Genomic DNA, 13,411 nt, shown 5'->3' with positions numbered 1-13,411 from the left:
CCTCCTTTAAATACCTGTAGAATCATTATTTCTTCATATTTCCAATGGATAAATAAGATGAAGTGGTTTTACTTATAGAGGAATGATCTTCGTTTCCTTCTTCTTCAATATTTGTAATTGGGCCTTCCGTAAATAAGTATGTACGAAGTTCTTTATCCCATGCAGGAAGATTTCTTCTAAGCCACTCGATTGCCATTACTGCATGCTCGATTTCTTCGTCACGATTATGGGCCAAAATTGCTTTGACCTGAGGATCTCGGGTAGCTGAAACCCTTTGATGATACCAATTCACTGCTTCCACTTCTTCTTGTAAACTATGAAGCACTCTGGCAATATCTCTGGCTTTTTCATCAAGCAATTCTACCGGTTCATGATAATCCATGTTACAATCCTCCTTACTTAAATCTTTTAATCTTGAATATTGTATGTAAAATGATATGAATTATTCATATGCTTGATTTATGTTTATAGAATTTAATGATAGAATAATGAGTAGTGAAATTAAATTAATTCAAATGATATTTAAAGCATTTTAAAATAGTTATTGAGATATGATTTTAAAAGGGAGATGAGTATATGTTTTTTATTGGTGTATTTGGTATTGAGCAAAAACAGCAAGAAATATCAGACAGGCGCAATATTATTTGCCCCTCATGTGAAGCTTTAGGCAGTTACCGTTTGATTAAGGTTTATGATTATTTCCATATATTTTTTATTCCCTTATTTAAGTGGAATATTCGTTATTATGTAAAAACAGCCTGTTGTCAAAAAATATTTGAAATCAATTCTGACTTAGGAAAAAGAATAGAGGGGGGCGAATTGGTGGAACTTAAATCCAGCGATCTGAAATCGTTAGGGGATACGGATATGTCCAATATATGTCATTACTGTGGTACGACAGTTGATCCCCGCTATCGTTTTTGTCCCTATTGCGGAAATTCTTTAAAATAAAAAGTTATTGACATTGACGTTACGTTAAGGTGTATGCTCATGGTGTGAGGAGGTAGCAGGATGGAATATACAGTGCAAAAGCTTGGGAAATTAGCAGGTGTAAGCACCAGAACCCTGAGATATTATGATGAAATAGGGATTCTTAAGCCGGCAAGAATCAATGCATCTGGATACCGTATTTATGGTCAGGAGGAAGTTGACAGATTGCAGCAAATACTATTTTACAGAGAATTAGGGGTAAGTCTGGAGCAGATCAAGGAGATTTTATCGTCTCCTACGTTTAATGCTACTGCGGCACTGATAGAACATCGTCAAAAACTCCTCGAGAAAAGAAAGCAACTGGATTTATTGATTAGCAATGTTGAGAAAACCATTGCAGCACAAGAAGGGAGAATTGTAATGTCTGACAAAGAGAAATTTGAAGGATTTAAACAGAAACTCATAGATGAAAATGAAAGAAAATACGGTAAAGAAATAAGAGAAAAATATGGGGATGAACAAGTAGAAAAATCTAACCAGCAATTTAAAAATATGACCCGGGATCAATACGATAAATTCCAAGATTTAGAGAGGGAAATGTTTGACACTTTAAAAGAAGCCATGGCCACTGGAGATCCAGGAGGAGAAACGGCGCAAAAAGCAGCTGACCTACATCGCCAATGGATTACTTTGGCATGGGGAACCTATAACAAAGAAGCTCATGCAGGTGTAGCACAGATGTATGTGTGCGATGAGCGATTTAAAGCATATTATGATAAGGAACAGCCAGGAATGGCAGAGTTTTTAAAAGATGCGATTTTGATTTACACAGGTAAAGAAAAATAATATAATAAAAATAACAAGGGTGGGTGAATAGGCACTCACCCATTCTCACTAATGAAAAATTAATAATCATATACGCAGCTATTCAAACCAAAGTGCATGTTTATACTGTGCGCATGAAAGGAGAATACGATGAAGCGAGGAATTATTGTTACCGGAGGCGGCCATGGTATAGGAAAACAGATCTGTGAGGATTTTATCCAGGCAGGGGATAAAGTATGTTTTATAGACATAGACGAAAAGCGATCAGCTGAATTTGCAAAAGAGCACTCAGAACTTTTCTTTTTCCATGGCGATATTGCGAATCCCCTGACTTTAAAAGAGTTTGTTGAATTTGCAATGGAAAAAATGGGAAGAATCGATGTCGTGGTTAATAATGCTTGTCGTGGCAGCAAAGGTATTTTATCCTCATTAAGTTATGAAGAGTTTGACTACATGTTATCTATTGGATTAAAAGCCCCCTATGAACTAAGTCGTTTATGCAAAGATGAATTGATAAAAAACAAAGGGAGAATCATTAACATAGCATCTTCCAGAGCATTTCAATCCGAGCCTGATACAGAAGCATATACCAGTGTGAAAGGCGGAATAGTTGCCCTGACGCATGCTTTGGCAATGTCTCTGGCTCCCAATGTACTTGTGAATTGCATTGCGCCAGGTTGGATCAATGTCACCGGCGAGCAAAATTTCAGCTGTGAAGATCGTGCTGCCATACCAGCAGGAAAGATCGGAACACCAAAAGATATTTCAAATATGGTTCTCTTTTTATGCGAGCAGGATTTCATTACAGGAGAAACCATTACTGTAGATGGTGGAATGAATAAAAGAATGATTTATCATGGGGACTGGAATTGGTATTATAGAGTGAACGATTAATAAATAGGTGTCTGTTTTTATATTTCTACATATTAAAAAGCCATCTTCTGTGATCACAGAAGATGGCTTTTTAATACGTGTGTATTATTGATTATATGGGAATCCATAGATGGCTGCAAATTGATCTCTGAATCTGAATTTTTCTTTGTCCCATTCCAATGAGGTTTGAATATAACCTAAAGCATCAGCAGCAAATCTTCCTGAAATTCTCTGAAATCCCAGAAGTTCATACACACCATTGGAATCATAATCAATTGGATAAAGGCCGCTTAAGGGACTGACAAATCCTTCTATGGGCTCTTTTAAGGTGCCGTCTGCATTATATATCTCCTGTAAATAATCCTTTCCTTTATTAGAGATATCTATGATGTATTTGAGTTGATTTGTGAGATTGATTACATCGACTTTATATTGGTCTCGGTAAATTATCTCATATTTATAGCTTTCATTGAAGACTTCATAATCAAAGAGCAGTTTAGGCATATTTCCAATATCGGAGTAAATGTAATAATACATAATGCCTCCGCTGCCTCCCGATGCAATACTGATTAAGATGTCCTTCACTCTGTTCCCGGTAAAATCCCCCAAAAAAATTGAAGGATTATAGCCTGCATCAGATTTAAGTGGAACAGAAGTTATCCTGCCGGTTCGACCATCCCGTATGACAAGCGTAATTTTTTGGATAAAAGGACTGTCTTCGGTTCTTATCCCTGTGAGATAAACCGTATCCGGTATTCCATCCCCGGTTACATCCCCCTGGGCTGAAGACACAATATGAGGGGGATTGGCATCTGTTCTAGAATAGGGATAGGGATTCATAAACATGATTATTCCTCCAAATCATTTTATCTATATTAATATATATGTTTCAGTGTTCTAATTGATTTCTGAAAGGATATATTTAATATTGGAGTGATAACTTTTGTTTCCGGGAGGGATTCATATTTGATTGAAAAAGTTAAAAGTTTGATGATAAATTATGGAGTGAATGAAAATTTAGCACCCTTTTTATCCAATATCATAACCCTTACGGCCGTTATGGTCATTAGTTTGACTGCAGCCTCAGTTGTTCGTAAAATCCTGTTCAGGGTTTTGGAGTCATACGCTGAGAAAAGTAAAGCTAACTGGCATACTGTTTTTACAGAGAGAAGGATTTTTGACCGATTGGTGCGTATTATACCCATCGGAATTATACACGCATTTGCTCCATTATTTCCTCCATATACAGAATGGATCCAGCGAATCGCTTATTCCAGCATGATTTTTTTTCTCCTATTAGCCGTTGATGGACTTTTAGATGGGGTAAATGATATTTATTCTAAGTTTGAAATCTCTAAAATAAGGCCTATCAAGGGATATCTTCAGGTCGTTAACATTCTTTCCTATACCGTAGGCATTATAGTGGTGATCAGTGTATTCATTGACAGGTCACCGTGGATTTTACTAAGTGGCATTGGAGCAGCCACAGCAGTGGTAATGCTCATCTTTCAAAACTCTATTTTGGGACTTGTCGCCAGCATACAACTTACATCCAATAACATGCTGCAAATAGGGGATTGGATCGAAATGCCCAAATACGGAGCTGATGGGAATGTTCTGGAAATAACACTTCATACTGTGAAGATACAAAATTCTGATAAGACCATTACATATATTCCAACCCATGCATTTATGCAGGAATCATTTAAAAACTGGCGGGGAATGATGGAATCAGGGGGAAGAAGAATTAAAAGAGCGATTCATATTGATGTGACGAGTATAAAACTCTGTGATGAAGCTTTGTTAAGCAGACTGGAGAATATTCCTCATATTCATAAATATATTAAGGATAAAAGAAAGGAAATTACGGAATATCATAAGGACTATAACGGAGATCATTCGTATATTACGGAAGGAAGTCACTTAACAAATATAGGGATCTTTAGAATCTATATAGAAAATTATTTAAAAAATCATCCCAAAGTAAGTAAAGATATGACGCAGGTTGTAAGGCAGCTTCCTCCGGGTGAAAATGGATTGCCTGTTGAAATATATGCATTCACAAATGAAATTGCATGGTCAGACTATGAACGAATTCAATCAGATATATTTGAACATTTGCTGGCTGTTGTACCTGAATTTGATTTAAGAATTTATCAAAAACCCTCGGGATATGATGTCAGCCATGCTGTCTGATGTAATTTGGTACTTTTATCGCTGAATTAAAATTGAAAGAAAAACGTGCAGCTTGCACGTTTTTTTGCTTAATTCTCCAAAGCTAGGAAGGGAGTCATAGGGATTTTAGATTGGATTATACTATAACAGTTGACAGACAATGATTATTATTATAGTATAATAACGATAATCATTATCAACACAAACAATAAAACTAAGTGGTTTATGATTTTATCTACAAGAAAGGAAGAAGGAATATGTGTTATCAGAAGGCTAAATCAATTTTTATGATTATATTTTTACTTAGTGTTGTATTAACAGGATGCGGAAGCTCAGAAACTGCACTACCTGTTCCAGAAGAAAATACTCAGCAGTCAGAAGTTTCTACTGATTATCCCATAGTTATTCAACATGCTTTTGGAGAAACGGTTATAGCAAGTAAACCGGAACGGGTTGCCACCATTGCATGGGGGAATCAAGATGTACCTTTGGCATTGGGCGTTGTTCCAGTAGGTGTTTCAGAGGCAAATTATGGAGTTCTTGATGGTAATAATCTTTTGCCTTGGACTTTAGACAAGTTTAAAGAATTGGGTGTTGAAGAACCTGTTGTTTTTAAGGATACAGATGGCTTGGATTACGAAGCAATCAGTGATATTCAGCCTGATGTGATTCTTGCAGCTTACTCAGGAATTACTCAGGAAGAATACGATTTATTAAGTCAAATAGCCCCTGTTGTGGCATATCCAGAGTATCCATGGCAAACTTTTTGGCGAGCACAGATTACAATCAATGCAACTAGTATCGGCATGCAAGCTGAAGGTCAAAAATTGGTTCAGGATTTAGAAATTCTGATAAAAGAAAAAGTTAATAAATATCCGAGCATAAAAGGTAAAAAAGTAGCTTTCTTTGCTTTTGATCCGTTAGATTTAGGGAAGTTTTACATATATCATCCTAACGATCCTCGTACAGCGTATCTTTTGGATTTAGGTATGGCATTGCCAGAGAGCATTAAAAAGTTAGCTCAAGAAACCAATAGTTTTTACATTGAATTGAGTTCAGAAAATGTGGATTTGCTTGAAGATGTTGAGGTGATCATTACCTACGGCAATGACAAATTGCTAGAAGAAATTAAAGCAGATCCATTGCTGGGAAGTCTTCCAGCGATTAAAAGAGGTTCTGTAGTATTGATTGAAGATGGTTCACCTTTGGCTGCATCTGCTACACCCAGTGCACTTTCCATTCCTGCAACAATCGATGAATACCTTAAGGTTATTGGAGAGGCAGCTGATCAAGTAGAATGAAGCTTTATAATAAAATCCTGTTGATGATGATCAGTTTATTTAGTTTGCTATTATGTGTTTTAATATCTTTATCATTTGGTGCCCGATTTGTCAGTTTTCATGAAGTATGGGATACCTTAATACATTCCCGGATGACATCAATCAATGAGATTGTGGTTCATGAACGGATTCCAAGGACTGTTTTGGGGCTCATAGCCGGAGGATCACTGGGGATATCCGGTGCCCTTATGCAGGCTATTACCCGCAATCCAATCGCAGATCCAAGTATTTTGGGTGTTAATACTGGAGCGTCATTGTTTGTAGTGGGAGGCATTGCTTTTCTTGGGATTAGTTCTCCAGAGGAATATATACTTCTTGCTCTGCTTGGTGCTGTAATAACAGCAATATTTGTCTATGGAATAGGTTCCATGGGTCCTGGGGGTGCGACACCTATTAAACTTGCTCTGGCTGGTGCGGCTACCAGTGCAGCTTTATCCTCATTGGTCAATGCAATTATTATGCCCAGAGAGCAAGTGATGAATGCTGTTCGTTTCTGGCAGATCGGAAGCATCAGCGGTGCTACATGGGAAGGAATTATTTCTGTATTGCCAATTCTTTTGATTGGATTATTTTTGGGATTGATCTCTACACCTGCATTGGATGTGCTTGCAATGGGAGATGAGATGGCAACCGGTTTAGGTGTTCGCGTTGGAATTGTAAGACTTACAGGGGCATTATCCGGAGTTCTTCTTTGTGGTGCGATCACAGCTCTTGCAGGTCCTATCGGTTTTGTAGGTCTCATGGTTCCCCACACTATGCGTCTTATTTGCGGTCCCAGTTTGCGATGGATTGTACCTATGTCGGCTTTAGGCGGAGCAATTCTATTGACTCTTTCAGATGTTTTTGGAAGACTGATTGGTAGTCCAGGAGAATTGGAAGCGGGCATTGTGACAGCATTTATAGGGGCTCCAATACTTATTATTATTGCTATGAGAGCGAAGGGGCGAGCGTTATGATTGGTAGAAACAACCTTAGCAGTATTCAAGTAGGATATAGACGAAGGCAGTATCGTTGGAGGATCGTGACTCTTTGTTTAGGTGTTCTGACTTTAGCGCTATGTATATCTATATTGATTATGGGGAACAGTATATATCCAATTCCTGTTATGATAAAAGTATTGATGGGGGAACAGATTCAGGGAGCTTCTTTTGCCATACGGACTTTACGCTTGCCCAGAATGTTATCTGGACTTTTTGCTGGGATAGCTTTTGGGATGGCGGGAAGTACCTTTCAAACAATGTTACGAAATCCTTTAGCCAGTCCCGATATCATAGGAGTGACATCTGGTTCCAGTGTAGGAGCAATGGTTTGCATACTTTTATTAAAAATGAGTGGGGCTGTTGCTTCTATTGTTGCTGCGATTTCCGGGCTTTTCTTTGCGTTTTTGATTTATATGCTTTCTAAGATAGGTAAATTTTCTGGAGGAAAATTAATACTTATTGGGATAGGCATACAGGCAATGCTTAATGCTGTGATATCCTTTTTATTACTTAAGGCTCCGCAACATGATATTCCTGCTGCTTACAGATGGCTTAGTGGAAGTCTTAACGGAGTACAGATGACCAATATTCCCAAACTCTTTTTTGCTCTCATTTTTTTTGGCCTCATCATTATTTTACTGGGCAGGCATCTTAGGATTCTAGAATTAGGGGAACAATCTGCAACCACTTTGGGTATCAGAACTGACCTGGTACGGCTTTTACTGGTTTCAAGCTCTGTGGTTTTAATAGCTTGTGCTACTGCAGTTACAGGACCTATTTCCTTTGTAGCTTTTTTGGCTGGTCCCATTGCATCAAAGCTTGCAGGCACGGGTGCTCCCAATGAATTTCCGGCAGGGTTTATAGGTGCTATTTTAGTTTTAGCCGCTGATCTCATTGGCCAGTTTGCTTTTAATACTCGATTTCCAGTGGGGGTTATTACAGGTATTTTAGGGTCACCGTATTTAATCGTACTACTCATTCGTATGAACCGAACAGGAGGGGCAGCATGAAAGGCGTAAAATCCTTAAAAGCGCATCATATCGTTGCAGGATATGATAAAAAAATTATTATTGATGGTATAGATGTCAGGATTCCTGATAATAAAATTAGTGTGATCATAGGTGCGAATGCCTGTGGGAAATCGACTTTACTTAAGACGCTTGCACGACTCATCAAACCAAGCTCAGGCGAAATCCTTCTTGACGGAAAAAGAATCGGTGAAATTCCTCCTAAACAGCTGGCACAATCTTTAGGGCTTTTGCCTCAATCTCCGATTGTACCTGAAGGTATAACTGTGGCTGATTTGGTTGCAAGAGGCAGATTTCCGTATCAGTCTTTTTTAAAAGGACTGAGTGCCAAGGATTATGAAGCAGTGGGAGAAGCTTTAGAAATTATGGGAATTACAGATTTGGCGAATCGTTGTGTAGATGAGTTATCTGGTGGACAACGGCAAAGAGTATGGATTGCCATGGCGCTTGCCCAACAGACGGATATTCTTCTTTTAGATGAGCCTACAACATACCTGGACATCACTTATCAAGTTGAAATTCTTGACCTGTTAACAGATTTAAATCGAAAACGAGGAACCACAATCGTCATGGTTCTTCATGACATTAATCTTTCAGCCCGTTATGCTGATTATATTTTTGCCCTTCGTAAAGGGAGACTTATCGCACAGGGAGCCCCTTCTGAAATTATAACAGAAGAATTAATTAAGCAGGTTTTCAATCTGGATTGCACAGTGATCAAAGATCCCGTTTCAGGCTCTCCGTTTGTCGTGCCAAAGGGAAGGCATCATGTGAAATTAAACGCTTCTTAGTAAAATAATCATTTAAGCAAAGTCTTGGATTATTGAGTAATAATTCAAGACTTTTGCTGTTCTGAGTGGGAGCGCTATATATATGTATGCAGTACTCTTTTCATAAACGAAATGGAGACAATTTCAAGTATCTTCCAACACGCTTTTTATATTCTAAATATTTTTCACCGAATCTGTAAGTGAGAAACTTTTCTTCTTCCAATATCTGCAGATGTATTATAGTTATAACGAATAGGGTAGCCACTAGAAGCAGGAGATTGTCAAAGGCCAAATAAAAACCTATGTATGTGAGGTCAAATCCGAAAAATGCAGGATTTCTGCTAATGCTATAGATTCCCGATGTTACTATCTCAGTTTTGTCTCCAGCAGGTATTCCGGCTCTCCAGCTGTCCCTCATTGTTAGCATGGCTATAATAAATACTAAAGTTCCAGTAAACGTCAGGGCTAGACCTACTATTCTTATGTTTCCCGGAAAAAAGCTGTTGGTATTGAGCAGAATACTTGCCAATTCTATGAGTGCAATCAAAATAAAAGCAAATTTTAACAACTTCTCAACCAATAATGTTTTTTTGTCTTTACTGCCAATACCCAGTTGAATTGTTTGGATTCCTTTTCGCCTTTGTGCAATCAACTTAATCATACTTACTCCATAAAAAATGAGAAGTATTATTATGGCGAAGATCTGAAGCATATTCATAAAAATACCTCCTTGGTTACAAGATTTTGGAAGAGCAGAAGCAGTATCCCAACAAACATATGAATATATGTTCATATATTTACTTGAATTATAATCCATTATATTCTCCTGTGTCAAGATTTTATGAGAAATTTTTATAAATTTGATCAATAAAAAAAGAATTGCATCCTGCTGAAAGCAGTATAGCAATTCTCTTTTATAGAAATCAATTTCGTATTAAGTAGTCAAAGGCTCCCAGGGCAGCAGTGGCACCTGAGCCCATTGCAATTATAATTTGCTTATAGGAGGTATTCGTACAGTCTCCTGCAGCAAATACTCCAGGGATGTTTGTGGCCCCGTGGGCGTCAACGATAATTTCGCCAAAATTATTGCATTCAACGATATCTCTGAGCCAATCTGTATTAGGTACAAGACCTATTTGAACAAAAACACCCTGAAGATCGAGATGCTTTTCTATGCCTGTGTCCCGTTCAACATAAGTAATACCATCAACTCTATTGGTTCCGGTGATTTCTTTTGTTTGAACGTTTGTAAGGATAGTGACATTAGGAAGGTTGAAAAGAGATTCCTGTAAAACGGCATCGGCTTTTAGAGTGGGCATGAATTCAAGAACAGTTACATGGTTTACAATACCTGCAAGATCAATTGCAGCTTCGATCCCTGAGTTTCCCCCGCCAATTACGGCAACATTTTTTCCTTTGTATAAAGGACCATCACAGTGGGGGCAGTAGGCTACACCTTTGTTCTTGAATTCCATTTCTCCAGGTACTCCGACATTTCTCCAACGAGCCCCTGTAGAAAGAATTACAGTTTTGCTTCTTAAAACAGCGCCGCTTTCCAGTTCAACTTCTACGAATTCTTTCTTTTTTAAAGCAACAGCTTTTTGCCCATTTATAATATCGATATTGTAGCTTTTAACGTGTTCTTCGAGGCTTGCAGCCAGTTTTGGACCTTCTGTGTATTTTACACTTATAAAGTTTTCAATACCCATTGTGTCCTGTACCTGACCACCGAATCGCTCAGCAACAATACCTGTACGAATGCCTTTACGGGCTCCGTATATGGCTGCACTGGCGCCAGCTGGGCCACCTCCGATAATGAGCATATCGAAAGGCTCTTTATTGTTTAATTTGGCAGTATTTACTTCAGTACCCAGCTTAGACAAAATAGTTTCCAGGCTCATTCGGCCGCCGCCGAAGAACTCACCATTTAGGAAAACTGATGGAACTGCCATAATGTCTTTGCTTTCAACTTCTTCTTTAAACACAGATCCATCAATCATGGTGTGTGTAATGTTTGGATTTAAAAGACTCATCAAATTAAGAGACTGAACAACATCAGGACAATTGTGGCAGCTTAAACTGATATAGGTTTCAAAGTGGTATTCCCCTTTAATATTTTTAATCTGATCGATTAAATTTTCATCCACTTTTGGAGGTCTTCCACTGACCTGCAGCAGTGCTAATACTAAAGAAGTGAATTCATGCCCTAAAGGGATTCCTGCAAAGATGATCCCTGTATCTTCTCCAATGCGGTTGACGCTAAAGCTGGGAGTTCGTCCCAGCTTAGCTTCCTCAACTTTAATTTTGGGAGAGATGTGAGAAATTTCGTTTATAAGGGCTAACATGTCTTTGGATACATCGTCAGGCCCTGCACTGACTTTAATCAGTATATCATTTTCCATTAATTGAAGATATTGAGTTAATTGTGCTTTTATATCTGAATCTAATATCATAATCCGCCTCTTTTTTTAGATTTTTCCTACTAAATCAAGACTTGGTTTAAGTGTTGCAGCTCCTTCTTTCCATTTAGCAGGGCAAACTTCATCTGGATTATTTCTTACGTATTGAGCAGCTTTGATTTTATTAATAAGAACATTAGCATCACGGCCTATATTACCAGCATTAATTTCTACTGCCTGAATAACCCCATCTGGGTCAATGATGAAAGTTCCGCGATCTGCAAGCCCATCTGCTTCGATGAGAACATCAAAGTTTCTGGATAGAGTATGGGAAGGATCGCCGATCATCACATAAGTAATTTTCTTAATAGTTTCTGAACTGTCATGCCATGCTTTATGAGTATAATGAGTGTCTGTTGATACAGCGTAAACTTCAACGCCTAGAGATTTTAAGGTTTCATAATTGTTTTGCAAGTCTTCTAATTCTGTCGGACATACAAATGTAAAGTCAGCGGGGTAGAAGAAAACTACACTCCATTTTCCTTTAAAATCTGCTTCAGTTACTTCGATGAATTTTCCATTGTGATAAGCTTGAGCTTTAAATGGTTTTACTTCAGTTCCAATTAATGACATAATACATTACCTCCTAAAAATTTATTTTAAATTATTATGAATTGAATATGTAAGTTGAATTATAACTAAGTAATAATAATTATTACTTAGTTATAATTATATATGGAAAATTTTATTTGTCAAGAAATATATAGTAAATTTTTTATAAAAATTTTTATCCCCAAAAGTTTGTGAGAAATATGGTATAATGTAAAAAGCACTTAATGTGTTGTGCTTATTTCAACGAAAGAATACAAGAAGGAAGGGGAAAAATTATGAAACTTATTATGTATGGTGCTGAGATTTGTCCGGGCTGTGTAAGAGCCAAAGCTCAGCTGGAAAAATATCCAAATATAGAATTAGACTACAGAAACATCACAAAAAATACGGCATTATTAAAAGAATTCTTAGCTTACAGAGATCATGAAGAAATATTTATTCCAATTAAAGAAAAGGGAAAGATCGGTATTCCATTTTTTATTTTGGAAGATGGGACGAAAACTTTTGAAATAGAGGAGTATCTTGATATAAAGAGCTCTGATGCAGAATCAGGAGTAATTGCATGCTCAATTGATGGAAAGGGCAATTGCTGACAAAATACGAAAATATCATTAAACTTGAATGGGTGATTTGGATATCAAGGGTTTGCAGAATTAGGGGGGATAAAATGTGCCTCATTATTTGAAAAGATTGATGAAATTGCTGTTAGGCCTTTTTTTATATGCTTTAGGAATTGTAGTTTCTATGAAAGCGAATCTGGGATTTGCTCCATGGGAAGTTTTTCATTATGGATTGGGAAAAACCATAGGTTTAACGATTGGCACTGTTTCTATTCTTGTGGGCCTTATCATTTGCTTGTGTGCAGTATGGATGGGAGAAAAAATTGGATTAGGTACCATACTAAATATGATATTGATTGGCGTTTTTATGGATTTGTTATTAATGCTTTCCTTTATTCCTGAAGTAAACGGATTGATTATGGGGATCATTATGATAATCACAGGTCTTTTTATTATTTCTTTTGGTTCTTATTTCTACATCGCTTCAGGATTTGGAGCAGGACCCAGAGATAGTCTTATGGTTGCTTTGCAGCGAAAAACTGGGCTTCCGGTAGGTTTATGCCGCGGCTTTCTGGAAGGGACTGTTGTTTTGATAGGTTGGTTATTAGGAGGGCCTGTAGGACTCGGAACAGTACTTGCGGCTTTTGGAATCGGGTTTTGTATACAGACTGTTTTTGTCATCATGAAGTTTGATGCAACTTCAGTGAAACATGAAACCCTAAATGCCACAAGAAAATATTTTATGAGTTTGTATAGCAAGAACCAATAATATTTTAAGAGAGTTCTCTTATAATGAATTGCTTTTGTAATTCGTATTTATACTGATCAAAAAGGCAAGGCGAAAAAACGCCTTGCCTTTTTGCTGATCTGACTATTAACCTTCATCTTTTTAGAGTGAACTTCTTTATAGATAGGATTA

At 37.5% G+C, this 13,411-nt stretch carries 15 protein-coding genes; 10 read left to right on the top strand and 5 right to left on the bottom strand.

The window, feature by feature from the left end; genetic code table 11:
* Nucleotides 1–25: 25 nt before the first annotated feature.
* On the bottom strand, nucleotides 26–382 hold the full coding sequence (locus tag JOD07_RS07705) for an encapsulin-associated ferritin-like protein (RefSeq protein ID WP_158740349.1): 357 nt from the start codon (nucleotides 380–382) through the stop codon (nucleotides 26–28).
* 194 nt (nucleotides 383–576) lie between these two features.
* Here JOD07_RS07705 and JOD07_RS07700 point away from each other — a divergent pair, with 194 nt between their 5' ends.
* The 3 genes from JOD07_RS07700 (at nucleotide 577) to JOD07_RS07690 (ending at nucleotide 2,649) form a co-directional block, all read left to right on the top strand.
* Complete coding sequence (locus JOD07_RS07700; protein WP_158740350.1) at nucleotides 577–951, top strand: zinc ribbon domain-containing protein; 375 nt, start codon at nucleotides 577–579, stop codon at nucleotides 949–951.
* Between the two features lie 60 nt (nucleotides 952–1,011).
* Nucleotides 1,012–1,776: a MerR family transcriptional regulator gene (locus tag JOD07_RS07695; protein ID WP_158740351.1), complete on the top strand. Its 765-nt coding sequence runs from the start codon at nucleotides 1,012–1,014 to the stop codon at nucleotides 1,774–1,776.
* 129 nt (nucleotides 1,777–1,905) lie between these two features.
* A complete protein-coding gene (locus JOD07_RS07690) occupies nucleotides 1,906–2,649 on the top strand; it encodes an SDR family oxidoreductase (protein ID WP_158740352.1) in 744 nt (247 codons plus the stop codon).
* A gap of 84 nt (nucleotides 2,650–2,733) precedes the next feature.
* Here JOD07_RS07690 and JOD07_RS07685 read toward each other — a convergent pair whose 3' ends face one another.
* Complete coding sequence (locus JOD07_RS07685; RefSeq protein ID WP_243429279.1) at nucleotides 2,734–3,474, bottom strand: VCBS repeat-containing protein; 741 nt, start codon at nucleotides 3,472–3,474, stop codon at nucleotides 2,734–2,736.
* A 120-nt stretch (nucleotides 3,475–3,594) separates the two neighbouring features.
* On the opposite strand from JOD07_RS07685, the gene JOD07_RS07680 reads away from it, so the two are divergent.
* From JOD07_RS07680 to JOD07_RS07660, 5 genes are all read left to right on the top strand, one after another.
* Nucleotides 3,595–4,824: a mechanosensitive ion channel family protein gene (locus JOD07_RS07680; protein ID WP_204613251.1), complete on the top strand. Its 1,230-nt coding sequence runs from the start codon at nucleotides 3,595–3,597 to the stop codon at nucleotides 4,822–4,824.
* A gap of 236 nt (nucleotides 4,825–5,060) precedes the next feature.
* Nucleotides 5,061–6,104, top strand: coding sequence for an iron-siderophore ABC transporter substrate-binding protein (locus tag JOD07_RS07675; protein ID WP_204613249.1), 1,044 nt, complete (start codon nucleotides 5,061–5,063; stop codon nucleotides 6,102–6,104).
* Complete coding sequence (locus JOD07_RS07670) at nucleotides 6,101–7,099, top strand: FecCD family ABC transporter permease (protein ID WP_158740355.1); 999 nt, start codon at nucleotides 6,101–6,103, stop codon at nucleotides 7,097–7,099. The genes JOD07_RS07675 and JOD07_RS07670 overlap by 4 nt, the downstream gene beginning before the upstream one ends.
* Nucleotides 7,096–8,133 carry a FecCD family ABC transporter permease gene (locus tag JOD07_RS07665; RefSeq protein WP_158740356.1) on the top strand — a complete coding sequence of 346 codons (1,038 nt, stop codon included), beginning with the start codon at nucleotides 7,096–7,098 and terminating at the stop codon, nucleotides 8,131–8,133. Before JOD07_RS07670 ends, JOD07_RS07665 begins: the two co-directional genes overlap by 4 nt.
* Complete coding sequence (locus JOD07_RS07660) at nucleotides 8,130–8,942, top strand: ABC transporter ATP-binding protein (RefSeq protein WP_204613247.1); 813 nt, start codon at nucleotides 8,130–8,132, stop codon at nucleotides 8,940–8,942. Before JOD07_RS07665 ends, JOD07_RS07660 begins: the two co-directional genes overlap by 4 nt.
* A 100-nt stretch (nucleotides 8,943–9,042) precedes the next feature.
* Here the strand turns inward: JOD07_RS07660 and JOD07_RS07655 are convergent, their stop codons facing one another.
* The 3 genes from JOD07_RS07655 to ahpC all read right to left on the bottom strand — a co-directional run bounded on the left by JOD07_RS07655 (nucleotide 9,043) and on the right by ahpC (nucleotide 11,953).
* The gene (locus JOD07_RS07655; RefSeq protein ID WP_204613245.1) at nucleotides 9,043–9,639 is read right to left on the bottom strand and encodes a methyltransferase family protein; all 597 of its coding nucleotides are present in this window, start codon (nucleotides 9,637–9,639) and stop codon (nucleotides 9,043–9,045) included.
* 205 nt (nucleotides 9,640–9,844) lie between these two features.
* Entirely contained in the window at nucleotides 9,845–11,374 is a 1,530-nt protein-coding gene (ahpF, locus tag JOD07_RS07650) for an alkyl hydroperoxide reductase subunit F (RefSeq protein WP_204613243.1), read from the bottom strand.
* A 15-nt stretch (nucleotides 11,375–11,389) separates the two neighbouring features.
* The gene (gene ahpC / locus JOD07_RS07645) at nucleotides 11,390–11,953 is read right to left on the bottom strand and encodes an alkyl hydroperoxide reductase subunit C (protein WP_158740360.1); all 564 of its coding nucleotides are present in this window, start codon (nucleotides 11,951–11,953) and stop codon (nucleotides 11,390–11,392) included.
* Between the two features lie 254 nt (nucleotides 11,954–12,207).
* On the opposite strand from ahpC, the gene JOD07_RS07640 reads away from it, so the two are divergent.
* Complete coding sequence (locus JOD07_RS07640) at nucleotides 12,208–12,525, top strand: glutaredoxin family protein (RefSeq protein ID WP_158740361.1); 318 nt, start codon at nucleotides 12,208–12,210, stop codon at nucleotides 12,523–12,525.
* Nucleotides 12,526–12,601: 76 nt separating this feature from the next.
* Complete coding sequence (locus JOD07_RS07635; protein ID WP_330636196.1) at nucleotides 12,602–13,261, top strand: YczE/YyaS/YitT family protein; 660 nt, start codon at nucleotides 12,602–12,604, stop codon at nucleotides 13,259–13,261.
* Nucleotides 13,262–13,411: the final 150 nt, after the last annotated feature.

The organism is Defluviitalea raffinosedens (assembly GCF_016908775.1).
GTDB classification, from domain to species: Bacteria; Bacillota; Clostridia; order Lachnospirales; family Defluviitaleaceae; genus Defluviitalea; species Defluviitalea raffinosedens.
Note: the sequence above shows the minus strand (reverse complement) of the source record. Positions and strands in the feature narration are given on the sequence as shown.

Bases quoted from the DNA above. Each gene is read 5' to 3' on its own strand.
- JOD07_RS07660 (WP_204613247.1), top strand. From the start codon at position 8,130: ATGAAAGGCGTAAAATCCTTAAAAGCGCATCATATCGTTGCAGGATAT.
- JOD07_RS07640 (WP_158740361.1), top strand. From the start codon at position 12,208: ATGAAACTTATTATGTATGGTGCTGAGATTTGTCCGGGCTGTGTAAGA.
- JOD07_RS07685 (WP_243429279.1), bottom strand. From the start codon at position 3,474: ATGTTTATGAATCCCTATCCCTATTCTAGAACAGATGCCAATCCCCCT.
- JOD07_RS07690 (WP_158740352.1), top strand. From the start codon at position 1,906: ATGAAGCGAGGAATTATTGTTACCGGAGGCGGCCATGGTATAGGAAAA.
- JOD07_RS07695 (WP_158740351.1), top strand. From the start codon at position 1,012: ATGGAATATACAGTGCAAAAGCTTGGGAAATTAGCAGGTGTAAGCACC.
- ahpC (WP_158740360.1), bottom strand. From the start codon at position 11,953: ATGTCATTAATTGGAACTGAAGTAAAACCATTTAAAGCTCAAGCTTAT.
- JOD07_RS07675 (WP_204613249.1), top strand. From the start codon at position 5,061: ATGTGTTATCAGAAGGCTAAATCAATTTTTATGATTATATTTTTACTT.
- JOD07_RS07670 (WP_158740355.1), top strand. From the start codon at position 6,101: ATGAAGCTTTATAATAAAATCCTGTTGATGATGATCAGTTTATTTAGT.
- JOD07_RS07665 (WP_158740356.1), top strand. From the start codon at position 7,096: ATGATTGGTAGAAACAACCTTAGCAGTATTCAAGTAGGATATAGACGA.
- JOD07_RS07700 (WP_158740350.1), top strand. From the start codon at position 577: ATGTTTTTTATTGGTGTATTTGGTATTGAGCAAAAACAGCAAGAAATA.
- ahpF (WP_204613243.1), bottom strand. From the start codon at position 11,374: ATGATATTAGATTCAGATATAAAAGCACAATTAACTCAATATCTTCAA.
- JOD07_RS07655 (WP_204613245.1), bottom strand. From the start codon at position 9,639: ATGAATATGCTTCAGATCTTCGCCATAATAATACTTCTCATTTTTTAT.
- JOD07_RS07705 (WP_158740349.1), bottom strand. From the start codon at position 382: ATGGATTATCATGAACCGGTAGAATTGCTTGATGAAAAAGCCAGAGAT.